This window comes from Nocardia sp. NPDC001965 (assembly GCF_053594175.1).
Genome location: NZ_JBSFDZ010000039.1, coordinates 1 through 25905, shown reverse-complemented (window position 1 = coordinate 25905; position 25905 = coordinate 1). Strand labels below are relative to the sequence as shown.

Genomic DNA, 25905 nt, shown 5'->3' with positions numbered 1-25905 from the left:
CGGGTTCGGCGCCCGGTGTGTACTGCCGCGCCCGAGATGTGGAGGTGTCCTCGAATGTCGACCGATCAGCAGACCAACGGCCACACGGCCGGTATCCCCGCCGAACTGGGGGAAGGTGAAGCGTCCGGGGCGGAGCTGATCGCGCTGCAGACCGGCAGACGGTTCGATCAGGCTCGGGCCGAGGCGGCGGTGCGCGAGCTGCTGCTCGCGGTCGGTGAGAACCCGGACCGGCCGGGCCTGCTCGACACTCCGGCCCGGGTCGCCCGCGCCTACCGCGAGATGTTCGCGGGCCTCTACGTGGAACCGGACGCGGTACTGAACACCACTTTCGACGAAGAACATCAGGAACTCGTCCTGGTTCGCGATATCCCGATGTATTCGACCTGCGAACATCATCTGGTGTCCTTCCACGGTGTCGCCCATGTCGGCTACATCCCCGGCCCGCACGGCCGGGTGACCGGTCTGTCGAAGTTGGCGCGGCTGGTCGACCTCTACGCGAAACGTCCGCAGGTGCAGGAACGGCTCACCAGCCAGATCGCGGACGCGGTGATGCGGAAACTCGATCCGCGCGGCGCGATCGTGGTGATCGAGGCCGAACATCTGTGCATGGCCATGCGCGGAATCCGCAAACCCGGGGCCAGCACCACCACTTCGGCGGTCCGCGGAATCCTGCAGACGAACTCGGCCTCGCGTTCCGAGGCCCTCGACCTGATCCTGCGCAAGTGAGCGACCAGCGAACGGCTCCCGCAGCACCCACCCTTACCGGGATCCGGCCCCGCCCGGGCGTGGATCCGCGCCCGGGGCGGTCCTGCGTGGTGATGGGCGTGGTCAATGTGACCAGCGATTCGTTCTCCGACGGCGGCCGCTACCTTGATCCGGAGCGGGCCGTCGAACATGGGATCCGGCTCTACGAGATGGGCGCCGACATCATCGATGTCGGCGGTGAGTCGACCCGCCCGGGCGCCGTCCGTGTCGAGGTCGAGACCGAGGTCGAACGGGTGGTTCCGGTGCTGCGCGGTCTGGTCGCCGCCGGTATCCCGACCAGTGTCGACACCATGCGGGCCCGCGTCGCCGAAGCTGCCGTCGCCGCCGGCGTGACAGTGATCAACGATGTCTCCGGCGGTCGCGCCGACCCGGCGATGGCCGCGGTCGTGGCCGCCGCCGATATCCCGTGGATCCTCATGCACTGGCGGGCCGCGTCCGATTACCGGCATACGGGTCCGGCGGACCACTACGACGATGTGGTGTCCGAGGTACGTTCCGAGCTCGGGGTGCAGGTGCAGCAGGCGATCGACGCGGGTGTCGATCCGGCGCGGATCATCCTCGACCCGGGCCTGGGTTTCGCGAAGACCGCGGAACACAACTGGGCTCTGCTGGGCGCTCTGGATCTCTTCGTGGCCGACGGGTTCCCGATACTGATCGGCGCGTCGCGCAAACGCTTCCTCGGATCACTGCTGGGCGATGCCGACGGGCCACGCCCGCCCGCCGGCCGGGAGACCGCCACCGCCACTATTTCCGCGCTGGCGGCATGGCACGGTGCGTGGGGGGTGCGCGTCCACGACGTACGCGGTTCGCAGGACGCGGTCGCCGTAACCGACGCCTGGCGAAACGCCCAGCGGCCGGGGACGCCGCGGTGAATGCCCCGGCGACCGGCCAGGACCGGATCGAACTACGCGGGCTGCGGGTTTTCGGCCGGCACGGGGTTTTCGAGCACGAACGGCGCGACGGCCAGGAATTCGTGGTGGACCTGACCGTCTGGTCGGATTTCGCCCGCGCGGCGGCGACCGATGATCTGGCCCATACTGTGGATTACGGGGCGCTCGCGGAACTGGCCGTGCAGATCGTGGGCGGGCCGGCCCGGGATCTGATCGAAACGGTGGCCACCGAGATCGCCGACCGGGTCCGCGAAGTGCCCGGTGTCGTCGACGTCGAGGTGGTCCTGCACAAACCGGCCGCACCCATTCCGCACAGCTTCGCCGATGTACGGGTGGTGACCGCCGGTAGCCGCGGACAGGGGTCGCCATGACGCGTGCGGTGCTTTCGATCGGTTCGAATATGGGGGATCGGCTCGAACTGCTGCGCGGTGTCGTGACCGGGCTCGGCGCCCGGGTGCGTGCCGTATCGCCGGTGTACAGCACCGCGCCCTGGGGTGGCGTGAACCAGGAGGACTTCCTCAATGCCGTGCTGGTCGCCGAGGACCCCGCCTACGACTGCCGTGACTGGCTCCGGCACGGGCAACAACTGGAACAGGCGGCCGGGCGCGAGCGGAACGTGCGCTGGGGTGCCCGCACCCTCGATGTCGATATCGTGTCCTGTGCGCAGCCGGCCGGTGGCGGCTTCAGTGCACTGCACAGCAACGATCCCGAGCTCACCCTGCCGCATCCGCAGGCGCACAACCGCGCGTTCGTCCTGATTCCCTGGCTCGATGTGGAACCCGATGCGGTCCTGTCGGTCGAGGGGGCCGAACGCGGGGTGCGCGAACTGTTGACGGAACTGGATCCCGCCGAGCGCGCGGGTGTTGTGCGTACGGACCTGACACTCGTATCCGCGCCGAGGGAGGTTTCGTGACGCTGCGATACCTTCGCCTTCGCTGCGGTCTCCGCGGGTTGTATGTCACCGCTTCAGTGAGAGCGGGCGTGATGCGAGACCTTTGCGTTCGCTGGGGCCTCTGCGGGCCGTATGTCATCGGTTCGAAGGAGTCTTCGTGATGGCTGGGGGTGGGAACGGTGTCGGGGGCGGTCAGGGTGGCGACGACGGCGGGGGTATGAAGCTCAAACCCACCCGGATCCGGGAACTGCTGGCGAATGTGCTGATCGCGGCGGTGATCGCGTGGGTGACCTCCCGGCTGGCCTATGCGAGTTTTCCGCCGATCTCGACCATCGCCGGTGCCTCCCTGTATCCGGTGGCGATTCTGGAGGCCGCTCTGGGCTTCTATATCCGGACTCGGGTGAGCAGCCGCCAGATCGGTGCCGATCTGCGTCAGCTGCATCCGATCACCGTCGCCCGGGCGCTCGCGCTGGCGAAGGCCTCCGCCCAGGTGGGATCCCTCGTCGCCGGGGTGTGGCTGGGGTTCCTGCTCTGGATCTTCCCGCAGCGCGGCGAGTTGCGGGCGGCCGACGCCGACTACCCGGGCGCCCTCATCGGCTGTGGCGCCGGGATCGCGCTCGCGGTGGCGGCGCTGTGGCTCGAATACTGTTGTCGCGCTCCCGACGACCCGAGCGACGACCCGGCTCCCTCGTAGGTTCGGGGCCGTGATCGATACCGCCCTTTCCGACCTGGGCGGTGGCGAATATCGCGGCTACCCTTGCGGTCATGGTTTCACCGTCCCGCAGTAGTACTTCCTCGCGCGGCCGGGAAGATGTGGGCAAGCTCTTCCTCGGTGCACTCGTCCTACTGGGTCTGGTGGCCAGCGTATTTCTCGTATTCAGCGACAGCCTGGAGTTCGTCCGGGTGGGTTTGGTGGTCGCGTTGTGGGCGGCGGTACTGGGTGCATGGGCGGCCGGCCGCTATCAGACGAAGATGCGCGATCTGCGGCAGATCTACGCATTGGAACTCGAACGTGAGATCAGTGCCCGCCGCGAGCACGAAATCGGCGTCGAATCCCGAATGCGTTCGGAGCTCGGCGCCGACGCCACGGAAATGGCCGCGTTGCGTGCCGAACTCACGGTGCTGCGACGGCAGCTCGAGCGACTGTTCGACGGTGAGCTGCCGGAAGAGCGGCCCGCACTACGGGCGTCGGCTTTCCGGGTTCAGGAGCTACCCAGCGCCGAGGACAAGGCGACCGGGCTTCCGCCCGGCTGGCAGGGACCGGACGACGACGGCGAACGGCGAGCGGTGGATGCCTGGGCCAATGCCGCGGCGAGCTGGTCGCATGCCGCGGACGGGTGGGCCGATGCCGAAGCGGAAGCCGGTGCCGAAGCGGAAGCCGGTCACACCACCGACGGTGATACTGCCACCGGCGAGCGCAATTCGGTGACCCCGGTGTACGAGACCGACCATCCGGATCGTCCACGGTTCGCGAGCCCCGACGATGCCCCGGTCACCGCGGAAACTGCGATCGTACGGCTGGACGACGACCCGCCGTACGGGTCGTCCGCCCCCGATATCTCGGGGCCGAGCTGGGCGGATGCCTTCACCGAGGTGTACGAATCCGACGCCGACGACGAGGATCGCTACGGCCCGCCCCTGCGGGACGAACCCGTGTACGGCCCGCCGACCCCGGACACCTCGCTGCCGTCGCCCGATGCCGGATCGCCGGCGCCCGACAGCGGCGCGCCGGACCTCCACTCGCCGCCGTCCGGGACTCCCGCGCCGGAAGACCAGCCCGCCGCCGACGAGTCGGGCAAAGGGAAGTCCCGTGGACCCGCGGCTCGCGCGACGGTCGCGCTCTTCCCCCGACCGGCGAATTCGCGGCGCCGCCGCACCCAGCCCGACTCCGCCGGGAACCGGCGCCTGTCGGTCGCCGAGATCATGGCGAACCTGCGGCAGGAAGAGGAACAGCGCAGCTCCTGAAGTGCGGTGTATATCACCCGGGGCGCCCATGGCGCATCGGCCGGAGCTGGTCCTATCCTCGACTCGTAACGTCCGGTACCCGCAGTGCGGGACTGGAACGACTTCGAGAGGACACTGTTGACCTCGCCACGCGTGACTCCTGGCAATCCGGCCGCGAGTGGTGATCCAGCGCCCGCACGACTGACGGTAGGCATCGTCTCGGCGGGACGTGTGGGATCGGCCCTCGGCGCCGCACTCGAGCGCGCCGGACACATCGTGTTCGGTGTCGCCGCCATATCCGACGCCTCGGTGCGCCGGGCTCAGGCCCGGCTGCCCGAATCGCGGATCCTTCCGGTCGAGGAGGTCGCTGCCAGCAGCGAACTGCTGATCCTGGCCGTTCCCGACGCGGAACTGGCCGGCCTGGTACGCGGGCTGGCGAGTTCGGGAACGGTGCGTGCGGGCACGATCGTCGCCCATACCTCCGGCGCGAACGGCATCGGAGTGCTGGCCCCGCTGCAGGATGCCGGTGCGCTACCGCTCGCCGTGCACCCCGCGATGACCTTCACCGGTCACGACGAGGATGTTCCACGTCTGGCCAACGCCTGCTTCGGTATCACCGCCGCCGATGAGGTCGGCTACGCGATCGCCCAGTCCCTGGTGATCGAGATGGGCGGCGAACCGGTCCGGGTCGCCGAAGAACACCGCACCCTCTATCACGCGGCGCTCGCGCACGGCAGCAACCACCTCGTGACGCTCGTGCTGGATGCGGTGGATGCGCTGCGACAGGCGCTGGCGGGCCCCGGCCTGCTGGGCCAGCAGATCATCGACGGACAACCCAACGGCCTGCCCGAACGGCTGCTCGCACCATTGGCCTCCGCTGCACTGGACAACGCGCTTCGCCGCGGCCAGTCGGCGCTGACCGGCCCCGTGGCACGCGGGGACACCGCGGCCGTGGCGGCCCATCTCGACGCCCTCGCGGCGGCCGACCCCGAAATCGCCGCCGCCTATCGGGCGCTGTCCCGGCGTACTGCCGAACGGGCGCAGGCCCCCGCCGAACTACGCGAGCTGCTGGAGGAGCACCGATGAAGCGATACTGCGATACCTCCGCCTTCGCTGCGGCCTCCGCGGACCGCATCGTCCGGGTTCACATGCGGTTCGACACTGCGACACCTCCGTCTGCGCTGCGGCCACCGCGGCTCGGACGGTCCGGATTCGCGGGAGGCTCTGTGAGGCGATCTCTTCTGGTTCGGAGCGGGCTCCGTGTGCCGGGTTCCGAGGAGGCGCTGTGACGGGTTCGGTGCTGCGCGGGGCGTACCGCGCGGGGGAGCTGACGGTGCAGCACGATCCGGCGGTGCTCGGCAAGGTGGTCCGGGCGCTGCGTGGCGCCGGGCGCACTGTCGGACTTGTGCCCACGATGGGGGCCCTGCACGAGGGGCACCTCGAACTGGTGCGTCGCGCCAAACGCACCAACCAGGTCGTGGTGGTGTCCGTTTTCGTGAATCCACTGCAGTTCGGGGCCGGTGAGGACCTGGACAGCTATCCCCGCACCCTCGACGCCGATGTGGAGTTGTTGCGCGGTGAAGGCGTCGACCTGGTGTTCGCGCCGAGCGCGGCGGATATGTATCCGGAAGGTCCGCGCACCACGGTGCAGCCCGGACCGGTCGGTGCCGACCTCGAGGGCGCCTCCCGGCCCACCCATTTCGCCGGAATGCTGACGGTGGTGGCCAAGTTGCTCCAGATCGTGGGCCCGCACGAGGCATTCTTCGGTGAGAAGGACTACCAGCAGCTCACGCTGATCCGCCAGATGGTCCGAGATCTGAATTTCGATGTGCGGATAGTGGCGGTACCGACCGTGCGTGAATCCGACGGCCTCGCGCTCTCCTCGCGCAACCGCTATCTCGACCCGGTGCAGCGCGAACTCGCGACCACACTGTCGGCCGCTCTGCTGGCCGGCGCTCGATCCGGTGCGGCCGGTGCCGATGCGGTCTTGCGGGCCGCGAACGCGGTGCTGGCCGCCACTCCCGAGATCGAATTGGACTATCTCGAACTGCGTTCGGCGAATCTGGATCCCGCCCCCGAGAACGGAAACGCCCGCCTACTGATAGCCGCCCGGATCGGCACCACCCGCCTGATCGACAACGCTCCCGTTCAGCTGGGCGTCCAGCTGGACGGCCACCCGGATGCGGATACCTCCCCGTCGTCCGCACCGGTCGATACCGCGCGGCAAGCACCGAGCACCGGGCGGGGATCACCGTGAGTGCGCTGCCACACACGCCGTTCGTCCTCCGGCATCCGAAAGATCGGCACTCCACCGACCACATATCCGTCGGCCCCGTCCGAACTGCCCACACAGCCGAACCCCCCGCCTTCTCCGGAAGGTCGACCTCCATGGTCGGGGCCCGCCCCGGTTCTGGAGCGACGGAGCGGGGGAGCGAAGCGGAGGAGCGGAGGAGTGAAGAACCGGGGTTAATAGGGCCCCGGCCCTGCGGTGCCGAAGGCGCCGCCATGAACACAGAAAGGCGACGATGATGTTGCGCACCATGATGAAATCGAAGATCCACCGGGCCACCGTGACCCATGCCGACCTGCACTATGTCGGTTCGGTGACCATCGATCAGGATCTTCTCGATGCCGCTGATCTGCTCGAGGGCGAGCAGGTCTGCATCGTCGATATCGACAACGGCGCCCGGCTGGAGACCTATGTGATCGCGGGTGAGCGGGGTTCCGGTGTGATCGGTATCAACGGTGCCGCCGCACATCTGGTCAATCCTGGTGACCTGGTCATTCTCATCGCCTACGGGATGATGGACGAGGCAGAGCTGCGCGAGTACGACCCGAAGGTGGTGTTCGTCGATTCCCGTAATCGTCCGGTCGAGCTGGGATCGGATCCGGCGCATGCGCCCGAGGGATCGGATCTGATCAGCCCCCGCAATCTCACCTTCGCCTGAGCGGCGGCGGTGACCGCATGCTCCTGACCATCGACGTCCGGACGACCAGCACGGTAGTCGGGTTGATCGCCGGTTCGGGCCCGCAGTCCGAACTCGTCCGGCATTGGCGCATCCATACGAATCCGCTGCACACCGCCGACGAGTTCGCGATGAGTCTGCGCGGACTGGTGGGCTCCGATCTCGACGAGGTGACCGGTGTGGTGGGATTGTCGACCATGCCGCCGGTGCTGCGCGAATTGCGATCGATGCTGGACAGGTACTGGCAGCATGTGCCGCATCTGCTGGTGGAGCCCGGTGTGCGGACCGGTATCCCGCTGTTGGTCGACAATCCGAAAGAGGTGGGCGCGGACCGGATCGTGAACAGTCTCGCCGCTCACCATCAGTTCGGTGGCGCCGCGATCGTGGTGGATTTCGGTGTTTCGGTCTGTGTGGACCTCGTATCGGCGAAGGGCGAGTTCCTCGGCGGAGTCATCGCGCCGGGAGTGGAGACCGCGACCGAGGCCCTGATCGAGCGGGCTGCGTTGCGCCGGGTGGAGTTGACCAGGCCCCGGTCGGTGGTGGGTAAGAACAGTGTGGAATGTATCCAGTCGGGGGCGATCTTCGGCTTCGCGGGGCTGGTGGACGGTCTGGTGGACCGTATCCGCGACGATATCGACGGTTTCGCCGACGACGGGGTCGCCGTGGTGGCGACCGGCGCGGCCGCTCCGCTGATCGTGGACGAATCCGAGACGATCGAGCACCACGAACCGCATCTCACGATGACCGGGCTGCGCCTGGTCTTCGAACGCAATCAGCGCCGCAATCGCGGGTGATTCCCCGACCCCGTCCGGCTGTGACATATTCCGCCGCCTCGAATGTGGCCGTGGCGTCGGCGGCTTGCTAAGCTCACCGTGTGCTGATTCGCATGCGTACCCAGGAGTGTTGTCGAGGCTGATTCGCCTCGACCGTTCGAGGCATTCTGCAGTCCTCGACCGTTTCTTTACTTCCTGGAGATGCGCTGATGCATTCGCCTGTTCTTTCGTCCGTAGTGCGCCGGTCGGCTCGTGATACTTCCGCCGCGGCCGCGAATCCGATTCCCGATCGTCCGATCGCTCCGGCGCTGCCGACTCGGTTACGGCCCGCGGATCTGCTCCGGCTGACCGACGAGACCGGTGAGGATGTGCTCGCCGGCCGGTACGACCATCTGCTTCCCGCCGACGGATCGTGGCCGGTGGTCGATCGCTGGGCCACCCGGCTGGTCTCCGACGACGAGGTCGATGTCTGGCTGATCAGCTGGACTCCGGATAAGTCCACAAAACTGCACGATCACGCCGGTTCGCTCGGCGCCCTGACGGTGCTCAGTGGTGCTCTGGCCGAATACCGTTGGAACGGTACCGAATTGCGCCACCGCGTGCTGTCCGCCGGCGATCAGGCCGCCTTCCCCATCGGCTGGGTGCACGATGTCGTGCGGGCCCCCGATCGGATCGCGGTATCGGGGGCCCCGGCTGTCGGACCGCTCGATCCCACGCTCAGCGTGCACGCCTACTCGCCGCCGCTCACCGCCATGTCCTACTACGAAGTCACCGGACACGGCAGCCTGCGCCGCACCCACACCGTTCTCACCGACCAGCCCGAAGGTGATCTCTGATGTCGCGACTGACCATCGACCAGATGCTCGATCAGGCCCGTTCCCAGTTGCGGCGGATCCATCCCGTGGAGCTCCCCGCTGCGCTCGCTCGGGGCGCGTTCCTGGTCGATATCCGGCCCGCGGCCCAGCGGGCCCGGGAGGGCGCGCTACCCGGAGCCCTGGTCATCGAACGAAATGTGCTCGAGTGGCGGCTCGATCCCAGCAGTTCGGCTCGTCTCGCCCTGGCCACCGATCACGATGTGGAATGGGTGGTGGTGTGCTCCGAGGGATACACCTCCAGTCTGGCCGCGGCGTCGTTGCGCCAATTGGGTCTGCACCGGGCGACCGATCTGGTCGGCGGATATAAGGCACTGGAAGCAGCCGGTATGCGATCGGTCGCGACCGGCGCCGCGCACTTCACCAGGGAAGTTCGTTCGCTCGCTGTTCTCTGAATTGTATGCCCGGCCGAATGCGGCCGGACGACAATACATTTCCGCCGTGTACCGGTTCACCGGGAGAATTCTGAGCAACCAAATGGTCTATTTCTCCCGGGGTGGTCCGTCGCGCCTTCCACTGCCGATTTCTGATCGCACCGTTGGGGCGGGCGGATGACGAATCGGTTTGCCGTGCACGCTAGGGTGGTTCGCTGTGAGCAACCCGAACATCTCGTCATCCGGCGGCTCCGCGGGCGTTGTTCCCGCGGGGCGATCCAGCCGCTCCGTGGAGGTCGACGACGTCCCCGAGCAGATGCGGATCCGCCGGGAGAAGCGGGAGCGGCTGCTCGGGTCCGGCGGGGAGGCATACCCCGTTTCGGTGCCGCGTACCCATAGTCTGGGCGAAATCCGTGCCGCCTATCCGGATCTCGCGGCCGATACCGCGACCGGTGAGCTCGTCGGTGTGGCCGGCCGGGTCATCTTCATGCGCAATACCGGTAAATTGTGCTTCGCTCAGCTACAGGAGGGCGACGGCACCACTTTGCAGGCCATGGTGAGCCTGAACGGTGTCGGTGCGGATGCGCTGGCGGCCTGGAAGGCCGATGTGGATCTCGGCGATATGGTTTTCGTCCACGGTGAGGTCATCGCGTCGCGTACAGGTGAATTGAGTGTCATGGCCGATTCCTGGTCCATGGCGGCCAAGGCGCTGCGCCCGCTACCGGTAGCGCACAAGGAGATGAGCGAGGAGACCCGGGTCCGGCAGCGCTATGTCGATCTGATCGTGCGTCCGGAGGCCCGGGAAACGGCTCGTACCCGGGTGGCGGTCGTGCGTGCGTTGCGCAACGCGCTGGAGCGTCGTGATTTCCTCGAGGTCGAGACTCCGATGCTGCAGACCCTGCACGGGGGCGCGGCGGCACGACCATTCCGCACGCACTCCAATGCGCTCGATATGGATCTCTACCTGCGCATTGCTCCCGAGCTGTTTCTGAAACGCTGTGTGGTCGGCGGACTGGAGCGGGTGTTCGAGATCAATCGGAACTTCCGTAACGAAGGCGCCGATTCAACTCATTCGCCCGAGTTCGCGATGCTCGAGACTTATCAGGCGTACGGAACCTATGACGACTCCGCGCGCATGACCCGGGAATTGATCCAGGAAGTCGCGCAGGAGGCGCTCGGAACTCAGGTCGTCACCCTTGCCGATGGTTCGGAATACGACCTGAGCGGTGAGTGGACAACGGTCGAGATGTATCCGTCGTTGTCCGAGTCGGTGGGGGTCGAGGTCACTCCGGAAACAACTGTTCCGGAATTGCTCGAACTGGCCGATCGGGTCGGTCTGGAAATTCCCGAGGGCAAGGGCTACGGCCATGGCAAACTGGTGGAGGAACTCTGGGAGCACACCTACGGCGACAAGCTGTACGTGCCGACTTTCGTTCGCGATTTCCCGGTCGAAACTTCTCCGCTGACCAGGCAGCATCGGTCGCGGGCCGGTGTCACCGAGAAGTGGGATCTGTACGTCCGTGGCTTCGAGTTGGCCACCGGCTATTCGGAGTTGGTGGATCCGGTGATCCAACGTGAACGGTTCATCGATCAGGCGCGCCTGGCCGCGGCCGGCGACGACGAGGCAATGGTGCTCGACGAAGACTTCCTGGCCGCCATGGAACACGGGATGCCGCCGACAACCGGAACCGGTATGGGAATCGATAGGTTGTTGATGGCACTCACCGGATTGGGAATCCGGGAAACGATACTGTTCCCAATAGTGCGGCCGGTCGGCCGTTGAGCGAACGGTTTGCATAGCAGGCCGCTCGTCTTGGAATTTTCCGAATTCGGGGTATTCTTGCCTCGGGTAATCGGCCTGATTTTGCGGGCCGCACGATTTCGAGAGGACGTTCATCTCATGGCAAAGAAGGTCACCGTTAGCCTGATCGACGATGTCGACGGTGAGTCCATCGCGGACGAGACCATCGAGTTTGCAATCGATGGGGTGTCGTACGAGATCGACCTGTCGTCGACGAATGCGTCGAAGCTTCGGGACGAGTTGGAGCAGTGGGTTTCCAGTGCCCGCCGGGTGAGCGGCCGGCGGCGGGTGAAGTCCGCGGTCGCGGCCGCAGGTAACACCAAGGCGCGGGCCACCATGGACCGCGAACAAAGCGCGGCTATTCGTGAGTGGGCGCGCCGCAATGGTCACAAGGTTTCCGCGCGTGGCCGTATCTCCGCCGATATCACCGATGCGTACAACAAGGCCGCGAAGGGATAGTTCTTCTTTCAACCGTCGCCCGCGGGTTATTCACAGAACGCGGCGATGGTGGGTCTTCTCGATAGCTATTTGGAATTACCGCTGGCCCCGGCGTCGATCGCCGGGGCCGCTGCGCCCGGCGGCGTTCCATCTTGCCCGAGCGGCCGACTGCCCGGCACCATAGACGTGATCGGCCGGGCCACGCGCGCCGCAGTGCAAGAGGTCCGCAGTGCCCGGCAGTTGCTGCCGGTATGGAGAGGTGAGGTATCGGCGCAGTGACCGGATCCGTCGGTTCGTTCCTTCGATTCACCGATGACGAAGGCCGTAGGCGCGAAGTGATGTTGAGCCCCGATCGGCAGCGGATCACCATCGGCCGGTCCGCGGGCGCCGATCTGTCGCTGCGCTGGGACGCCGAGGTGTCGCGGTTGCACGCCGCCGTCGAATACCTCGCCGCACAGTGGACCATCGTGGACGACGGCCTTTCCCGCAACGGCACGTTCGTCAACGGCGAGCGCATCAACGGCCGCCGCCGGCTGATGCCCGGTGACCGTATCCGGGTCGGTACCTCGCTGGTGTCCTTCCACGATTTCAACGGCGTCGCCGACGATGCCACCCGGGCTTCCGGTGCCGGCCTGCCCACCGTTCGTTCCCTCACGGAAGCCCAGCGCGCGGTACTGGTCGCCTTGTGCCGTCCGTACAAAGGGGACGCGGGTTTCGCGGCCCCCGCCACCAATCAGCAGATCGCGGACGAACTGTATCTGAGCGTGGACGCCGTCAAGACCCATCTGCGCGCCCTGTTCGCCAAGTTCGGCGTCGAAGATCTGCCGCAGAACCAGAAGCGCGTCCGGCTCGCCGCACTGGCGATGCGCAGCGGACTCATCGCAGATCGCGACCTCTGACGTCCCGTTCCGCAATCGCGGCGGCCGTGCGCTCCCGTGATGCCCGTCGACCGGGTCCCGGTCGTGCATCCGTCGGATCCCGCCTCCGGCCCACCGCGCCGGGCTCCCCAGCTCTGGGAGCCGTTCTGTTCGCTCTGGGCAAAACCGGAGTGGGAAACCAATCGGCGGGTAAGGGCGTTATGAGTGAATAGCCCTGCCGACAGCTCCACATCAATAGGGTGGAGCGGCGGCGGCGTAATCCCCTGCCAACTAGAGTGGGAGGCGGGGGCCGCAACCCCTGGCCTACATGGCAGGCTGAGGTCGACGGTTGTCCACGACACACCACGGCGTCAGCCGGCCATAGAGTCCGGAGCAGGAGAGTGAGGGAGCGATGTTCGAGAGGTTCACCGACCGCGCGAGGCGTGTCGTCGTCCTGGCCCAAGAAGAGGCCCGGATGCTCAACCACAACTACATCGGCACCGAGCACATCCTGCTGGGTCTGATCCACGAGGGTGAGGGTGTCGCGGCCAAGTCGCTGGAATCGCTCGGCATCTCGCTGGAGGGCGTGCGCAGCCAGGTCGAAGAGATCATCGGTCAGGGCCAGCAGGCCCCGTCCGGCCATATTCCGTTCACCCCCCGCGCCAAGAAGGTGCTGGAGCTGAGCCTGCGCGAGGCGTTGCAGCTCGGCCACAACTACATCGGCACCGAGCACATCCTGCTCGGTCTGATCCGTGAGGGCGAGGGTGTCGCGGCGCAGGTGCTGGTCAAGCTCGGCGCCGACCTCAACCGGGTCCGCCAGCAGGTCATCCAGCTGCTGTCCGGGTACCAGGGCAAGGAGCCGGTCGAATCCGGTGCCCGTGGCGAAACCGGTACCCCGTCCACTTCGCTGGTGCTCGACCAGTTCGGCCGTAACCTCACCCAGGCCGCGCTGGAAGGCAAGCTCGACCCCGTCATCGGCCGCTCGAAGGAGATCGAGCGGGTCATGCAGGTGCTGAGCCGCCGCACCAAGAACAACCCCGTCCTGATCGGTGAGCCCGGTGTCGGTAAGACCGCCGTGGTCGAGGGTCTGGCCCAGGCCATCGTCAACGGTGAGGTTCCGGAGACACTGAAGGACAAGCAGCTGTACACCCTCGACCTGGGTTCCCTGGTCGCGGGCAGCCGCTACCGCGGTGATTTCGAGGAGCGCCTCAAGAAGGTGCTCAAGGAGATCAACACCCGCGGCGACATCATCCTGTTCATCGACGAGCTGCACACGCTGGTCGGTGCGGGTGCCGCCGAGGGCGCCATCGACGCGGCCTCGATCCTGAAGCCGAAACTGGCCCGCGGTGAGCTGCAGACCATCGGTGCCACCACTCTCGACGAGTACCGCAAGTACATCGAGAAGGACGCCGCCCTGGAACGCCGGTTCCAGCCGGTGCAGGTGGGCGAGCCGACCGTCGAGCACACCATCAACATCCTCAAGGGCCTGCGCGACCGCTACGAGGCGCACCACCGGGTGTCCATCACCGACGGTGCCCTGGTCGCCGCCGCCACCCTGGCCGATCGCTACATCAACGACCGGTTCCTGCCGGACAAGGCGATCGACCTGATCGACGAGGCCGGCGCCCGGATGCGTATCCGCCGGATGACCGCCCCGCCGGACCTGCGCGAATTCGACGACAAGATCGCCGACGCGCGCCGGGAGAAGGAATCGGCGATCGACGCGCAGGACTTCGAGAAGGCCGCGCGGCTGCGCGACAAGGAGAAGCAGCTCGTCGCCAAGCGGGCCGAGCGCGAGAAGCAGTGGCGCTCCGGAGATCTGGATGTCGTGGCCGAGGTCGACGACGAGCAGATCGCCGAGGTGCTGGCCAACTGGACCGGTATTCCCGTCTTCAAGCTCACCGAGGAGGAGACCACCCGTCTGCTCCGTATGGAGGACGAGCTGCACAAGCGGATCATCGGCCAGGAGGACGCGGTCAAGGCCGTTTCCAAGGCCATCCGCCGCACCCGCGCCGGCCTGAAGGATCCGAAGCGTCCGTCCGGTTCGTTCATCTTCGCCGGCCCGTCCGGTGTCGGTAAGACCGAGCTGTCCAAGGCGCTGGCGAACTTCCTGTTCGGCGACGACGACGCACTCATCCAGATCGATATGGGCGAGTTCCACGACCGCTTCACCGCCTCGCGGCTGTTCGGTGCCCCTCCCGGGTACGTCGGCTACGAAGAGGGCGGCCAGCTCACCGAGAAGGTGCGCCGCAAGCCGTTCTCGGTCGTGCTGTTCGACGAGATCGAGAAGGCCCACCAGGAGATCTACAACACCCTGTTGCAGGTGCTCGAGGACGGCCGCCTCACCGACGGCCAGGGCCGGACCGTGGACTTCAAGAACACGGTGCTGATCTTCACCTCGAACCTCGGTACCTCCGATATCTCGAAGGCCGTGGGTCTGGGCTTCACCCAGAGCAACGCCGAGGGTTCGAACTACGAGCGGATGAAGCTCAAGGTCAACGACGAGCTGAAGAAGCATTTCCGGCCGGAGTTCCTCAACCGTATCGACGACGTCATCGTCTTCCACCAGCTCACCACCGAGCAGATCGTGGAGATGGTGGATCTGATGATCAACCGCGTCGGCGTGCAGCTGAAGAACAAGGACATGTCGATGGAGCTCACCGAGAACGCCAAGAGCCTGCTGGCCAAGCGCGGCTTCGACCCCGTGCTCGGTGCCCGGCCGCTGCGCCGCACCATTCAGCGCGAGATCGAGGATCAGCTGTCGGAGAAGATCCTCTTCGGCGAGATCGGGGCGGGCCAGAACGTGATCGTGGACGTCGAGGGCTGGGACGGCGAAGGTTCCGGCGAGGACGCGAAGTTCACCTTCACCCCGAAGGCCAAGCTCACCAAGGACGACGGTGAGAAGAAGCCCGAGGTCGTGCTGACCGGCGCGTCCGAGGGTTCGACCGAGGCCGCATCGGGCGAGTAGCCGTAACGAAGCATCGGGCCTGCCCACCGGTTCACCCCGGTGGGCAGGCCTTTTTCGTGCCGCGGGCCGCCGATCGTCCGGGGGTTCGCGGTCGGTGGGCGCGAGTACGGTGGGTGTCGTTCATTCGATACGAATCGGGGGTATCACCATGACGAATCCGGATCTGACCACCATCGCCGTACTGCTCGACCGCTCCGGCTCGATGCAGACCATCAAATCGGATACCGAGGGCGGCCTGGCCGCGTATTTCGAGGAGCAGCGCACAGTCGGGAAATCGGTGCGGGTCACGCTCGCGCAATTCGACACCGAGTACGAATCCGTGTACTCGAACGTCCCGATCGACGAGGTCCCGGCGCCGGTGCTACAACCGCGCGGCGGTACCGCTCTCTACGACGCCATCGGCAAACTCGTCACCGATCTCGGTGCCGAACTGGCCGCGCGGCCGGAGCACGACCGGCCCGGCACCGTGATCGTGGTCGTACTGACCGACGGTCACGAGAATTCGAGCCGTGAATGGACGCATGCCGCGGTGCGCTCGCTGATCGAGCAGCAACAGAACGTGTACAGCTGGGATTTCCTGTTCCTGGGCGCCAATATGGACGCTGTCGCGATCGGCAGCGGGCTCGGATTCGCACCGCAGCAGTCCATCACCTACGGCGCGGCACCGTCCGGCGTCGCCGGAGTTTTCCGGGCGGCCGGTGCCTATTCACGGCGCTTGCAGGAGCCTGCGGGTTCGGCCCGGGCCGAGGGCTTCACCGAGGCGGAGCGGCGTGACGCGAACCCCGGCTGAGGCGCGGTATCACTCCGCCGCGCCGGGATCGGTCCCGTCCCGGCCCGGCGCGATCCGCCGTGGCTCGGTGGTCACCGCGACCGGAGCCGTCGTTTCGCGAGAACCGCTGTCCGTCGGATCTTTACGGGTGCGCGGCCGGGCGTCCGGGTCGATCGCTATCCGGAGCGGGCGGCTCGGTAGCCGCGCCGCCACCCGATAACCACCGCTGGGCTTCGGGCCGGCGGTCAGCGCACCGCCGAGGGCGTGCGTATGTTCGCGCATGGCGATGATGCCCATGCCACGAGTGGGGCCGGTGTGTTCCGGTCTGCCGGTGGGGCGGGTGTTGTCGACGGTGAGGTCCACCGAATCGGCGGTGTAGCGGACGGTCACGGTGGCTTCGGAGCCGGGAGCGTGGCGGACGACATTGGCGAGGGATTCCCGCACGATCTGAGTGGCGGCGTCGTCGATGGCCGCGGGCAGCGAATCGGGAGTCCCCACCACCCGGGTGTGTACGGTCAGGCCCGCCGCCCGGGGTTTACGGAGAAGTTCGTCCAGATCGGACATGGTGGGATCGGGTTCACGGGGCGGTGGACTCGGTGCGACCGCGGCGACCGGGAGACGGCCCCCGTTCTCCACATTCCGGGGCGAACGGTCGCCGCCCGGCCGTTCCCGGCGACCGAAACCGCCGCGCCGGGGACGTTTCTCGCGATCGGCCGCGCCCGGGTCGCGGCTGTCCGGGGGCTGATCGCCGGAGACCGGGGCGGGGGGCCCGGGAGCGGGCTCGACAGCCTGGATGGCATGGCGTAGCGCCTGCACATCCTCCAGTGCGTTGCGGCTGGTCGATTTGATCTCGGCCACAGTACCGGCCGCTTTGGCCGATTTGTTCTCCACCTGCTGGAGGGCCATCCCGGCCTGCACATTGATCAGCGACAGGTTGTGCCCCACCACATCGTGCAGTTCCCGCGCGATCAGCAGACGCTCTGCCCGCGCTCCGAGTTCTCGCTGCTGCGCAGCGACCGTGCGCTCGGCGGTGTCCAGCGCCTGCCGGGCCCGGAGGAGCATGCGACGCTGCCGCAGCACTTCGACCAGTGCCGCGGCCAGCGCCGGCCAACCCAGTAGCAGGACCACCTGCCAGCCCGTCATCGCGAACTCTCCACCTGCACCACCCTATTCGCCCGTTGTGTTCGATCGTCGGTGCGCACCCGGATTCCCGGTGCCGCAATGGTATTCCGAACACGGACCTGCCGGTTGCGCGTGCACCGGCCGGGGGCGGCGCGTGATCGCGGCATCTGCGACGGCACCTGGCCAGACGCGGGTATGGTCCAGTGATGGTCGACCAGCAAGTGCGTGTACCGGACCTGTCCGCACGGCCGTACGAACTCATGGTGGAGCGGGTGATGACCGCTTCACCCGATCTCCTGTATCTGGCGTGGACCCAGGGGTTCGATATCTGGTTCGCGGAGCCGTCCTCGGTCCGGATGCGGCCCGAGGCGAACGAGCCGTTCTATTTCGAGACCCTGCACGAGGGGACCGTCCGGCCGCATTACGGCCGCTTCGTCCGATTGGAACCGGGACGACTGGTCGAAATGACCTGGGTGACCGGTGCCGAGGGTACCGAGGGCGCGGAAACCGTTGTCCGGGTGGAGTTCGTCAAACAGCCGCGCGGCATCCGGTTGCGTTTGCGGCACAGCGGTTTCGCCGGCGAAGCCGCCCGCGACCGGCACCGGGAGGTCTGGACCACGGCTCTGGCCCGTCTGGACGAACGAACCGCTGCGACGGGCTGACGGTACGAGTAGGTTCGGACAGGCTCACAACGAATCGTCTTCGAAAGGATCGTGATGCCCACACGTACCGCGCGCACCGCATGGACCGGTGGTCTGCAGGACGGCTCCGGCCAGGTCGAGCTGGTCAGCTCGGGGGTCGGCAAGTACGAGGTGTCCTTCCCCAAGCGGTCGGCCGATGACGCCGACGGCACGACCAGCCCCGAAGAGCTGATCGCGGGGGCGCATTCGTCCTGCTACGCGATGGCGCTGTCGAACGAGATCGCGCAGGCCGGCGGTACCCCGCAGAGCCTCGACGTCTCGGCCGCGGTAACCCTGGGCCCCGACCCGGCCGGCGGTTTCCGGATCAACCGGATCGCGCTGACCGTGCGCGGCCGGGTGTCCGGACTCGACAACGCCGGTTTCGTGGCGGCGGCGGCCGCGGCCAAAGCCGGTTGCCCGATCAGCAAGGCGCTGGCCGGAGTGGACGACATCACGCTCGACGCCGCTCTGGAATCCTGATCGCTGTCCCGGGCCCTGGATCGGGGCCCGGGATCACAGTGCTGCGCGAGATCCGGTGCCGGGTACGGCTCGGAACCAGGCGCGAGCGGCCGGTGTGTACATGGCCGGGATCGCGACGAACACCGCGCCGAGATGTCCGATCCGGGTGATCGCCACGAGTACGGTCGTCGCACCGAGATCGGCGAACAGCTGCGTGCCCGAGGCAGCGAACATCCGGATGGGCTCCACCACCAGTGAGGCTGTCCCGATCACCCCGATCCCGGCGGTGAGCAGGGCCCGAGCCCAGCGGTCGCCCCGCGACATCCGCCGGGCCGTCCCGAGCACTACGAGATATACCACTGCTCTGACCAGCCAGCCGCCCGCGAGCGAGCCGATATCGGCGACCTCGCCGTTCAACAGGTTCACGCTGCGTACGACGGTTTCGGCGATGCCCCAGCCCACGGCCGCCACCATTGCGGCAAAGGCAGTGGTGACGGCCGTCGGGCGGGCGAACCCGCTGTCCCGGTGGACGAATGCGGTGTCGTTCATGCACCGACTCTGCGCGGGCACGGCCGCGGCCGGGATCACCCGGCCGTAGCAGCGACCTCCGGTACCGAGGTACTGCGGCGAGCACTCCATTCGGTGAGCGCGGCGAATACGAGCCCGATACCCACCCACAATGTGGTGGATACGGCCAGCGAGGCGGCCCGGAACTCCCACAGCAGCGTTGCCGGGAAATCGGCGCCCACCTCGTTCACTCCGGGAAGCAGGACATAACCGAGAGTGGTGACGAGGACGAAACCGGCTACCGCGGCCACCGCCCGGAAGGACTCCGGCTGCGAACGCAGTACTTTCCAGATATAGGCAGCGGCCGTGACGGCCGCGAGGCCGAGCGCCACCGCGGCCACCCAGAGCAGGGTGCGGTCGTTGATGGTCTCCGGGTCGCCCACCGCCGGCGGGTTCGCCGGATATTTGAAGAACGGCACCGCGACCACCGCGACCCAGCCCGCCAGACCGACCCCCAGCGCCAGTCGCTGGCCGGGCAGTGAGCTGAACCTCCGGAGGTAATGCGCCGCGGTCGCGACGATCGCGCCGAACGCCGTACCCGCCAGGGCATCGGCCAGGAACTGGCCGAACTTCTGCCACGGCCTGCTCACCACGGCATCGTCACCGTGTGTGTGTTCGGTGCTCTCCTCATGCGCGTGACCTGCGCCGGGATCGTGAGAATGCGCTTCGGCGGGAGCCGCGGCCTCCTCGATGGCGATGGCAGCATCGACCTTGGGTTCACCGACGAAACTGCCGACGACACCCGCGAGGAGACCGGCGATCAGACCGGCGAGCAGACCACGGAGCAGTAGAGCACCGAAGGATCCGCTCAATGGCATGGAACACCCAGCAGATGGCGTCCGTCGTGCATCAGTTCGTGCATGAACATTCCACTGCGCGAAATGGCACCCTGATCGAACCCGACCAGATACAGCGTCAGCAATGCCAGCAGCACCACTCCGACAGTGACGAGCACTGTCGCCACAGTATCGGCGGCCCTGCTCGGGACGTGGGTCATGGCCATGGTCGATCCTCCTCATCCGGATGCTCGCGTCCGGTTCGCGAGTTCTGCGCAGGTGCCGGTGTCTGACTCTGTCCACCCCGGCCGGGACGGACATCACAGTGGCGCGACCGCTCCGGGTTTTCACCGGATTACCGCATCACCTCCGCTTTCACCTCGAACTTTGACACCAGGTGCGACCCGTCGTCAATATGCTCGCGAATAAGCACTGGCCACGCCACTGGTACTCGGTGACGTGGCCAGATGGTCCGGCAGGATTCAGGAGGCGGGCTTACCCGCTACATCGAGCACGACCTCGAACTCCAGCAGGGAGGCGCCGGTGGCGACGGGTTTGTTCTGCTGCCCGGCGTGGGCCTCCTTGGCCGGGCCGTCACGCCACGCCGTGAAGGACTCCTCGGAATCCCACTGGGTGACGACGAAATAGCGGTTCTCGCCGGCGGTGGGCCGCAACAACTGGAAGCCGAGGAACCCGGGGGAGTTCTCGACCGCGTGCGCACGATGGGCGAACCGCTTCTCCAGTTCGGGACCGGCGCCCTCGGGGATCTCGATCGCATTGATCTTCACAACAGCCATACCTCGAGCTTAGGACTGTGTTGATGGCGCCGCCTCCGGCGGCGCGGGGTCGGAGCCCTCGTGACCCCGGTTCTTCACTCCGCCGCTCAGTCGCTGCGCTCCATCGCTCTGTCGCTCCAGAACCGGGGCGGGCCCCGACCACCGAGGTCGACCGATCGGGTGGATGACGGTTTGCGCGGAAAGCCTGGTGAGCAGTCGGTAGGTGCTGAAGGGGCGAGTCCGGGCTTCGCGGATGTCGGGCATCACAGACCTGCGAGTCGATGGCGGCAGGCGGGGCCGGTTGCTGTGCTCCGTCGCTTCGGAACCGGGCCTGGCCGGCCGCCGGGGCGAGGGGACCTGGCAAGTCGCGGTGGGTTCCTGCGTGTATCGATGGCTCGGCACGCGTGCTCGAGGCCGACGAAGACCCGGCCTGTGCAGCGATATGAATAAACTCGGCCCGGTGTTGCACGACGAAGGTGGGACCGGGGCTCCGATACTGCTGCTGCACGGGTTGATGGGCAGTGCCCGCACCTGGCAGGACCAGGTTCCTTGGCTGCGCGAGCACGGCCGGGTGTTCACCTTCGATGCGGCGGGCCACGGGCGGCCGGCGCCGGCCGAACTCAGCACCGACGCGTTCGTCGCCGATCTCGCCGAAGCCACCGCGGGGATTTCCGAGCCGATGATCGTGGTGGGCCATTCGATGGGCGGCCTGCACGGATGGGTTTTCGCGGCCACGTATCCGAGCCGGGTGCGGGCGCTGGTGGTCGAGGATATGGCCGCCGATTTCACCGGGCGGACGGCCGCGCACTGGGCTGCCATGGTCGAGGCCTGGCCGCAGCCCTTTCCCGACGAAGCGGCGCTGGTCGCGCATTTCGGGCCGGTCGCGGGCCGCTATTTCCTGAATTCGTTCGAGCACGGTGCGGACGGTTACCGGTTGCACGGGGAAGTCGCTACGTTCCGGGACATCTCGGAGGAATGGGGCACCCGTTCGTTCTGGCCGGAATGGGAACAGCTGACCGTGCCGACCCTGCTGCTCGAGGGCGAGTACACGATCACCCCGGCGGGGCAGATGCGCCGGATGGCGGAACTGCATCCGGCCGCGGAGCACATCCTGATACCCGGCGCCGGGCATCTGGTGCACGACGATCGCCCGGCGCGCTACCGGGCCGAGGTCGAACGTTTCCTCGACCGGATCCGGCGCGCTGGAAGCGCGGCGGCCGCCGGGCAGTGAGCGGCGGGCTCTCAGCCCTCACCGGCCAGCGCGAACCGTCCGTCGTCGGTCTGTTCGATCAACCCGTCGACCAGTAGGGAATCCAGCGCGCGGTCGCGCTGGCCCGGGTCCCGGGTCCAGGCGAGGTCGAGCCGGACTCGTTCCACCGGTGCGTGGGCGGCCCGCAGCACGTCGAGCAGGCGTCCCCGCGCCTGCCGGTCGGTGCCCTCGTATTTCTGGGTGCGGCGCGTCGATTCGGTGATCGGCCGGCCCGCCGTGACCCACGCGCAGCTGGGCAGCGGACAGCGGGTGCAGTCCGGAGTCCGCGCGGTGCACACCGTCGCGCCGAGTTCCATCAGTGCCGCCGAGAACACCGCCGCCCGGTCGATCCGGCCCGGCAGCAGGGCCTCGGTTTCGGCGAGGTCGCGCGCTGCCGGATTACCGGCCTCACCGCGACCGTGCACGGCCCGAGCCACCACCCGGCGCACATTGGTGTCCACCACCGGAACACGCTGTCCATAGGCGAAACAGGCGACCGCACGAGCGGTGTATGCGCCGATACCGGGCAACCCGAGCAGCACATCGACATCGTCGGGGACCTCGTCGCCGTGCTCGGCGGCCAATACCTGCGCGCATTCGTGTAAGCGCAGCGCCCGCCGCGGATAGCCGAGTTTCCCCCACGCCCGCAGGACCTCGCCCGCGCTCGCCGCCGCCATGGCCGAGGGCACCGGCCAGCGCCGCACCCACTCACGCCAGATCGGTTCCACCCGCGAGACGGGCGTCTGTTGCAGCATGATCTCGCTCATCAGGATCTGCCAGGCGCTCACCCCGGGGCGCCGCCACGGCAGATCCCGGGCCGTCCGGGCATACCAGTCGTTCAGGATGTCGGAGTCGATCGCACCGGGTTCGATCCCGTGGACACGGCTTGCGCCCACCCCCGGTTTCCCGGCACTCGTCCTGCTCACCCGACCCGCTCCGTTCATCTCACCGTGTATTTCCACCGGCTGGGCGCGGACGGCCGCCGCGCTGTGACAGGACCGAAGCAAGCGAGCAGACCAAATCGTGCAGAATGGACACCATGCCTCAGTCCAACCCGGTAAGTGCCTGGAAGTCGCTGCGCGAAGGAAACGAGCGCTTCGTGAACGGCACGCTGCTGCATCCTAGCCAGGGAGCTGCCGATCGAGCCAAGCTCGTCGGCGGCCAGAGCCCGTCCGCAGTGCTGTTCGGCTGCGGTGATTCGCGGGTCGCGGCGGAACTCATCTTCGACCAGGGCCTCGGCGATATGTTCGTGGTGCGCACCGCGGGCCATGTGATCGACGCGGCGGTGCTGGGGTCCATCGAATACGGGGTGGGTGTGCTGAACGTGCCGCTCATCGTGGTGCTCGGCCACGACAGCTGCGGCGCGGTCAAGGCGACGCTGGACGCGCTGGACGGCGGTGAGGTGCCCGGTGGGTTCATCCGCAGCATCGTGGAGAAGGTCACGCCGTCGATGCTGATCGGACGCCGGGAGGGCCTGAACTCGGTGGACGACCTGGAGGCCCGCCATGTGGTGGAGACCAGCCGACTGCTCATGGAGCGGTCGATGATCGTGTCCGACCGGGTGAATGCCGGCGAATGCGCGATCGCCTGCGTCACATACAAGCTGGTCGACGGCAAGGCGAAACTACACCGGGTGGTCGGCAATATCGGTGAAGCCGTCTGATACCTGCGAGCGCGGCCGGGGATCGGCGATACCTTCGGGTGTGCCGTTGACCGACGCCGCCGCCCGATGCGCTTACCGTTGACACGTGTTGGAACCGACAGGACCGTTACCACCGGAGATCTACTGGCGGCGTCGCGTGTTCGCCATCGGAGCGCTCGTGGTCGCGCTCGCGGTGGTGATCTGGCTGGCCGTCACCGTCTCCCGGGGCGCTGATTCGCCCGATGCCGCCGCGGCGGCATCGACATCCGAAACAGGCGAACCCACCCCGAGTTCCACCTCGGCGTCCACCACCGCGAGCAGCACGCGCCCGTCCACGACGGCCTCCGCCACGCGCAGTACCGAACCCGCCGCGGCGGCGTCCGGCCAATGCGCGGACCAGTCACTGGCGATCAAGGTTTCGGTGGGGCAACCCACCTACCAGATCGGCGAGGAACCGGTGTTCGGGATCGTGATCACCAATATCTCCGGCGCACCGTGCACCCGGGACATGGGCTCCGGTCTGCAGCGGGTGTCGGTGCACTCGCTCGACGGCGGACGTCAGCTCTGGGCGAGCACGGACTGCTATCCCGACGGCGAACCGGATGTCCGGACCCTCGATCGCGGAGAGCAGGCTGCTTTCACGGTGACGTGGACCGGCGCGACCTCCCAGCCGGAATGCGCCGGTGAACGGGTCGCGGTGCCCGCGGGCGCCTACAACGTGGTGGCACAGATGGGTTCGGTGCGCAGCGCGCCCGAACCTTTCAATCTCGCCTGACCGGGGTCATTTCCTCGTCAGCCCCGCCAGTCGCAACGCACTGCGCAGGCTGGGTGCCTCGTGCAGGGTCAGTGGCGTGGCCTTGCCGTCGGTGCCCGGCGGAACCACCGCGGTGGTGAAACCGAGCCGCTCGGCCTCGGCGAGCCGGCGTGTGGTGGAGGTGATCCGCCGGACCTCGCCGGCCAGCCCGACTTCGCCGAGGATCACCCAGCCGGGCGGCAGGGCGGTATCCCGGGCGGCACTGGCGATCGCCAGCGCGATGGCGAGATCGGCGGCCGGCTCGGTGAGCCGCATACCGCCCACCGTGGCCGCGTAGATGTCCTGTTTGCCGACATAGAGCCCGCACCGGCTCTGCAGGACCGCCAGCACCATGGCGACCCGGTTGTAGTCCAGTCCGCTGACCGCGCGGCGCGGCGCCGGGACCTGCGTTTCGACGGTCAGCCCCTGCACCTCGCCGACCAGCGGCCGTTTGCCGTCCATCGCGACTGTGACCGCGGTACCGGGTACCGAATCCGACCGGTGATGCAGGAAGAGCCCGGAAGGATCGGTCACACAGGCGATTCCGTCGTCGTGGAGTTCGAAACAACCCACCTCGTCGGCGCTGCCGAACCGGTTCTTGATCCCGCGCACCATCCGCAATGTGGTGTTCTTGTCGCCCTCGAACTGCAACACCACATCCACCAGATGTTCCAGTGTGCGCGGTCCGGCGACGGCACCGTCCTTGGTGACATGTCCCACCAGCAGTACCGCGATCCCGCTCGCCTTGGCCAGCGAGGTCAGCGCCGCGGTCACCGCCCGCACCTGGGTGACGCCCCCGATCACCCCGTCGGTATCGGCGGCCAGCATCGTCTGGACCGAATCGACCACCAGCAGTGTGGGTTTCACCTGATCGACATGCCCGAGTACCACCGATAGATCCGATTCGGCGGCCAGATACACCCGGTCGTGCACTGCGCCCGTCCGGTCCGCGCGCAACCGCACCTGCCCCGCCGATTCCTCCGCGGTGACATACAGGGCCCGCTCGTCACGCTGGCGCGCCCAGCGATGCGCCACCTCGAGCAACAACGTCGATTTGCCGACTCCGGGCTCACCGGACAACAACACGACCGACCCGGCGACGATCCCACCCCCCAGCACCCGGTCGAGCTCGGAAACCCCGGTGGACCGCGCCGTGGTCGTCTGCGAATCGATCCGGGATATCGGGGCGGCGGCGGTGGTCGGCAGCATCGCCTTACGCGCCGGTCCCGCCGCGGTGGCAGCCACCGGTATCGATTCGTCCACGGTGCCCCAGGATCCGCACCCGGGGCATTTACCGACCCATTTGGCGACTTCGTGCGCACACTCCGAACACCGGTAGACGGCTTTGTTCTTGGTCACTGCCACAGCCGCACCCTACGCAAATACGCCGACAGTGTTTATTTGCGGCGCCTTCGGCGCCGCGGGTCGAGGCCCCCGGAAGTCCCGTCGTTCAGCCCTCGAGACTCGAGCCTGCGGCTCATGCGCTTTCGAGGGCTGAACGACGGGACGGGCCTCGACCTTTGTGGGCCTCG

29 protein-coding genes and 1 riboswitch are annotated in these 25905 nt (G+C 67.4%); of the genes, 22 read left to right on the top strand and 7 right to left on the bottom strand.

From position 1 onward, the window contains the following. The first annotated feature begins 54 nt into the window (after window positions 1-54). The 17 genes from folE (at window position 55) to ACWCPQ_RS30320 (ending at window position 16330) form a co-directional block, all read left to right on the top strand. Window positions 55-726 (top strand): GTP cyclohydrolase I FolE, encoded by a 672-nt coding sequence (folE, locus tag ACWCPQ_RS30400; RefSeq protein WP_449905247.1) that lies wholly within the window; start codon window positions 55-57, stop codon window positions 724-726. A gap of 92 nt (window positions 727-818) precedes the next feature. Beyond that, window positions 819-1637, top strand: coding sequence for a dihydropteroate synthase (folP, locus tag ACWCPQ_RS30395; RefSeq protein WP_449905291.1), 819 nt, complete (start codon window positions 819-821; stop codon window positions 1635-1637). After that, window positions 1634-2026 carry a dihydroneopterin aldolase gene (gene folB / locus ACWCPQ_RS30390; RefSeq protein WP_449905245.1) on the top strand — a complete coding sequence of 131 codons (393 nt, stop codon included), beginning with the start codon at window positions 1634-1636 and terminating at the stop codon, window positions 2024-2026. Before folP ends, folB begins: the two co-directional genes overlap by 4 nt. Then, on the top strand, window positions 2023-2568 hold the full coding sequence (gene folK, locus ACWCPQ_RS30385; protein ID WP_449905244.1) for a 2-amino-4-hydroxy-6-hydroxymethyldihydropteridine diphosphokinase: 546 nt from the start codon (window positions 2023-2025) through the stop codon (window positions 2566-2568). Before folB ends, folK begins: the two co-directional genes overlap by 4 nt. A gap of 196 nt (window positions 2569-2764) precedes the next feature. Beyond that, entirely contained in the window at window positions 2765-3241 is a 477-nt protein-coding gene (locus ACWCPQ_RS30380; RefSeq protein ID WP_449905289.1) for a DUF3180 domain-containing protein, read from the top strand. Between the two features lie 71 nt (window positions 3242-3312). Further along, window positions 3313-4512, top strand: a complete 1200-nt coding sequence (locus ACWCPQ_RS30375) for a DUF6779 domain-containing protein (protein WP_449905242.1) — start codon at window positions 3313-3315, stop codon at window positions 4510-4512. 117 nt (window positions 4513-4629) lie between these two features. After that, on the top strand, window positions 4630-5577 hold the full coding sequence (locus tag ACWCPQ_RS30370) for a Rossmann-like and DUF2520 domain-containing protein (RefSeq protein ID WP_449905240.1): 948 nt from the start codon (window positions 4630-4632) through the stop codon (window positions 5575-5577). Window positions 5578-5776: 199 nt separating this feature from the next. Continuing rightward, on the top strand, window positions 5777-6748 hold the full coding sequence (panC, locus tag ACWCPQ_RS30365) for a pantoate--beta-alanine ligase (protein ID WP_449905238.1): 972 nt from the start codon (window positions 5777-5779) through the stop codon (window positions 6746-6748). A gap of 271 nt (window positions 6749-7019) precedes the next feature. Then, on the top strand, window positions 7020-7439 hold the full coding sequence (gene panD, locus ACWCPQ_RS30360) for an aspartate 1-decarboxylase (protein ID WP_449905287.1): 420 nt from the start codon (window positions 7020-7022) through the stop codon (window positions 7437-7439). Between the two features lie 17 nt (window positions 7440-7456). Continuing rightward, window positions 7457-8251 (top strand): type III pantothenate kinase, encoded by a 795-nt coding sequence (locus ACWCPQ_RS30355; protein WP_449905236.1) that lies wholly within the window; start codon window positions 7457-7459, stop codon window positions 8249-8251. Between the two features lie 188 nt (window positions 8252-8439). Next, window positions 8440-9066 (top strand): cysteine dioxygenase, encoded by a 627-nt coding sequence (locus tag ACWCPQ_RS30350; RefSeq protein WP_449905234.1) that lies wholly within the window; start codon window positions 8440-8442, stop codon window positions 9064-9066. Between the two features lie 8 nt (window positions 9067-9074). Then, window positions 9075-9497, top strand: a complete 423-nt coding sequence (locus ACWCPQ_RS30345; protein WP_449905285.1) for a rhodanese-like domain-containing protein — start codon at window positions 9075-9077, stop codon at window positions 9495-9497. 295 nt (window positions 9498-9792) lie between these two features. After that, the gene (lysS, locus tag ACWCPQ_RS30340; protein WP_449905283.1) at window positions 9793-11259 is read left to right on the top strand and encodes a lysine--tRNA ligase; all 1467 of its coding nucleotides are present in this window, start codon (window positions 9793-9795) and stop codon (window positions 11257-11259) included. 117 nt (window positions 11260-11376) lie between these two features. After that, complete coding sequence (locus ACWCPQ_RS30335) at window positions 11377-11736, top strand: histone-like nucleoid-structuring protein Lsr2 (protein ID WP_449905233.1); 360 nt, start codon at window positions 11377-11379, stop codon at window positions 11734-11736. A gap of 254 nt (window positions 11737-11990) precedes the next feature. Then, window positions 11991-12614, top strand: a complete 624-nt coding sequence (locus ACWCPQ_RS30330) for an FHA domain-containing protein (RefSeq protein ID WP_449905231.1) — start codon at window positions 11991-11993, stop codon at window positions 12612-12614. 370 nt (window positions 12615-12984) lie between these two features. Beyond that, complete coding sequence (locus ACWCPQ_RS30325) at window positions 12985-15540, top strand: ATP-dependent Clp protease ATP-binding subunit (protein WP_449905230.1); 2556 nt, start codon at window positions 12985-12987, stop codon at window positions 15538-15540. Window positions 15541-15688: 148 nt separating this feature from the next. Continuing rightward, a complete protein-coding gene (locus ACWCPQ_RS30320; RefSeq protein WP_449905228.1) occupies window positions 15689-16330 on the top strand; it encodes a vWA domain-containing protein in 642 nt (213 codons plus the stop codon). A 9-nt stretch (window positions 16331-16339) separates the two neighbouring features. On the opposite strand, the gene ACWCPQ_RS30315 is transcribed toward ACWCPQ_RS30320, so the two are convergent. Beyond that, window positions 16340-17452, bottom strand: a complete 1113-nt coding sequence (locus ACWCPQ_RS30315; protein WP_449905226.1) for a sensor histidine kinase — start codon at window positions 17450-17452, stop codon at window positions 16340-16342. A 185-nt stretch (window positions 17453-17637) separates the two neighbouring features. On the opposite strand from ACWCPQ_RS30315, the gene ACWCPQ_RS30310 reads away from it, so the two are divergent. After that, window positions 17638-18093, top strand: a complete 456-nt coding sequence (locus ACWCPQ_RS30310) for an SRPBCC family protein (protein WP_449905225.1) — start codon at window positions 17638-17640, stop codon at window positions 18091-18093. A 54-nt stretch (window positions 18094-18147) separates the two neighbouring features. Further along, window positions 18148-18591, top strand: coding sequence for an OsmC family peroxiredoxin (locus ACWCPQ_RS30305; RefSeq protein WP_449905223.1), 444 nt, complete (start codon window positions 18148-18150; stop codon window positions 18589-18591). A 33-nt stretch (window positions 18592-18624) separates the two neighbouring features. Here the strand turns inward: ACWCPQ_RS30305 and ACWCPQ_RS30300 are convergent, their stop codons facing one another. The 4 genes from ACWCPQ_RS30300 to mhuD form a co-directional block, all read right to left on the bottom strand. Further along, window positions 18625-19119, bottom strand: a complete 495-nt coding sequence (locus ACWCPQ_RS30300) for a hypothetical protein (protein WP_449905221.1) — start codon at window positions 19117-19119, stop codon at window positions 18625-18627. Window positions 19120-19154: 35 nt separating this feature from the next. Further along, window positions 19155-19955 carry a CbtA family protein gene (locus tag ACWCPQ_RS30295; protein WP_449905219.1) on the bottom strand — a complete coding sequence of 267 codons (801 nt, stop codon included), beginning with the start codon at window positions 19953-19955 and terminating at the stop codon, window positions 19155-19157. Beyond that, a complete protein-coding gene (locus ACWCPQ_RS30290) occupies window positions 19946-20134 on the bottom strand; it encodes a CbtB domain-containing protein (RefSeq protein WP_449905281.1) in 189 nt (62 codons plus the stop codon). Before ACWCPQ_RS30290 ends, ACWCPQ_RS30295 begins: the two co-directional genes overlap by 10 nt. A 42-nt stretch (window positions 20135-20176) precedes the next feature. Continuing rightward, a riboswitch (cobalamin riboswitch) is annotated at window positions 20177-20324 on the bottom strand. Between the two features lie 71 nt (window positions 20325-20395). After that, complete coding sequence (mhuD, locus tag ACWCPQ_RS30285) at window positions 20396-20710, bottom strand: mycobilin-forming heme oxygenase MhuD (RefSeq protein WP_449905217.1); 315 nt, start codon at window positions 20708-20710, stop codon at window positions 20396-20398. A gap of 439 nt (window positions 20711-21149) precedes the next feature. Between mhuD and ACWCPQ_RS30280 the strand changes: the two genes are divergently transcribed. After that, a complete protein-coding gene (locus ACWCPQ_RS30280) occupies window positions 21150-21920 on the top strand; it encodes an alpha/beta fold hydrolase (RefSeq protein WP_449905215.1) in 771 nt (256 codons plus the stop codon). 11 nt (window positions 21921-21931) lie between these two features. Here ACWCPQ_RS30280 and ACWCPQ_RS30275 read toward each other — a convergent pair whose 3' ends face one another. Further along, entirely contained in the window at window positions 21932-22810 is an 879-nt protein-coding gene (locus ACWCPQ_RS30275) for an A/G-specific adenine glycosylase (protein ID WP_449905279.1), read from the bottom strand. 167 nt (window positions 22811-22977) lie between these two features. Between ACWCPQ_RS30275 and ACWCPQ_RS30270 the strand changes: the two genes are divergently transcribed. Both ACWCPQ_RS30270 and ACWCPQ_RS30265 read left to right on the top strand, forming a co-directional pair. Continuing rightward, window positions 22978-23601 carry a carbonic anhydrase gene (locus ACWCPQ_RS30270; RefSeq protein ID WP_449905213.1) on the top strand — a complete coding sequence of 208 codons (624 nt, stop codon included), beginning with the start codon at window positions 22978-22980 and terminating at the stop codon, window positions 23599-23601. An 85-nt stretch (window positions 23602-23686) separates the two neighbouring features. Continuing rightward, window positions 23687-24355, top strand: coding sequence for a hypothetical protein (locus tag ACWCPQ_RS30265; RefSeq protein ID WP_449905211.1), 669 nt, complete (start codon window positions 23687-23689; stop codon window positions 24353-24355). A 6-nt stretch (window positions 24356-24361) separates the two neighbouring features. On the opposite strand, the gene radA is transcribed toward ACWCPQ_RS30265, so the two are convergent. Continuing rightward, on the bottom strand, window positions 24362-25732 hold the full coding sequence (gene radA / locus ACWCPQ_RS30260) for a DNA repair protein RadA (RefSeq protein WP_449905277.1): 1371 nt from the start codon (window positions 25730-25732) through the stop codon (window positions 24362-24364). Window positions 25733-25905: the final 173 nt, after the last annotated feature.

Bases quoted from the DNA above. Each gene is read 5' to 3' on its own strand.
- folE (WP_449905247.1), top strand. From the start codon at position 55: ATGTCGACCGATCAGCAGACCAACGGCCACACGGCCGGTATCCCCGCC.
- folP (WP_449905291.1), top strand. From the start codon at position 819: ATGGGCGTGGTCAATGTGACCAGCGATTCGTTCTCCGACGGCGGCCGC.
- folK (WP_449905244.1), top strand. From the start codon at position 2,023: ATGACGCGTGCGGTGCTTTCGATCGGTTCGAATATGGGGGATCGGCTC.
- ACWCPQ_RS30380 (WP_449905289.1), top strand. From the start codon at position 2,765: ATGAAGCTCAAACCCACCCGGATCCGGGAACTGCTGGCGAATGTGCTG.
- ACWCPQ_RS30375 (WP_449905242.1), top strand. From the start codon at position 3,313: ATGGTTTCACCGTCCCGCAGTAGTACTTCCTCGCGCGGCCGGGAAGAT.
- panD (WP_449905287.1), top strand. From the start codon at position 7,020: ATGTTGCGCACCATGATGAAATCGAAGATCCACCGGGCCACCGTGACC.
- ACWCPQ_RS30355 (WP_449905236.1), top strand. From the start codon at position 7,457: ATGCTCCTGACCATCGACGTCCGGACGACCAGCACGGTAGTCGGGTTG.
- ACWCPQ_RS30350 (WP_449905234.1), top strand. From the start codon at position 8,440: ATGCATTCGCCTGTTCTTTCGTCCGTAGTGCGCCGGTCGGCTCGTGAT.
- lysS (WP_449905283.1), top strand. From the start codon at position 9,793: ATGCGGATCCGCCGGGAGAAGCGGGAGCGGCTGCTCGGGTCCGGCGGG.
- ACWCPQ_RS30335 (WP_449905233.1), top strand. From the start codon at position 11,377: ATGGCAAAGAAGGTCACCGTTAGCCTGATCGACGATGTCGACGGTGAG.
- ACWCPQ_RS30325 (WP_449905230.1), top strand. From the start codon at position 12,985: ATGTTCGAGAGGTTCACCGACCGCGCGAGGCGTGTCGTCGTCCTGGCC.
- ACWCPQ_RS30320 (WP_449905228.1), top strand. From the start codon at position 15,689: ATGACGAATCCGGATCTGACCACCATCGCCGTACTGCTCGACCGCTCC.
- ACWCPQ_RS30315 (WP_449905226.1), bottom strand. From the start codon at position 17,452: ATGACGGGCTGGCAGGTGGTCCTGCTACTGGGTTGGCCGGCGCTGGCC.
- ACWCPQ_RS30310 (WP_449905225.1), top strand. From the start codon at position 17,638: ATGGTCGACCAGCAAGTGCGTGTACCGGACCTGTCCGCACGGCCGTAC.
- ACWCPQ_RS30305 (WP_449905223.1), top strand. From the start codon at position 18,148: ATGCCCACACGTACCGCGCGCACCGCATGGACCGGTGGTCTGCAGGAC.
- ACWCPQ_RS30300 (WP_449905221.1), bottom strand. From the start codon at position 19,119: ATGAACGACACCGCATTCGTCCACCGGGACAGCGGGTTCGCCCGCCCG.
- ACWCPQ_RS30295 (WP_449905219.1), bottom strand. From the start codon at position 19,955: ATGCCATTGAGCGGATCCTTCGGTGCTCTACTGCTCCGTGGTCTGCTC.
- ACWCPQ_RS30290 (WP_449905281.1), bottom strand. From the start codon at position 20,134: ATGACCCACGTCCCGAGCAGGGCCGCCGATACTGTGGCGACAGTGCTC.
- mhuD (WP_449905217.1), bottom strand. From the start codon at position 20,710: ATGGCTGTTGTGAAGATCAATGCGATCGAGATCCCCGAGGGCGCCGGT.
- ACWCPQ_RS30270 (WP_449905213.1), top strand. From the start codon at position 22,978: ATGCCTCAGTCCAACCCGGTAAGTGCCTGGAAGTCGCTGCGCGAAGGA.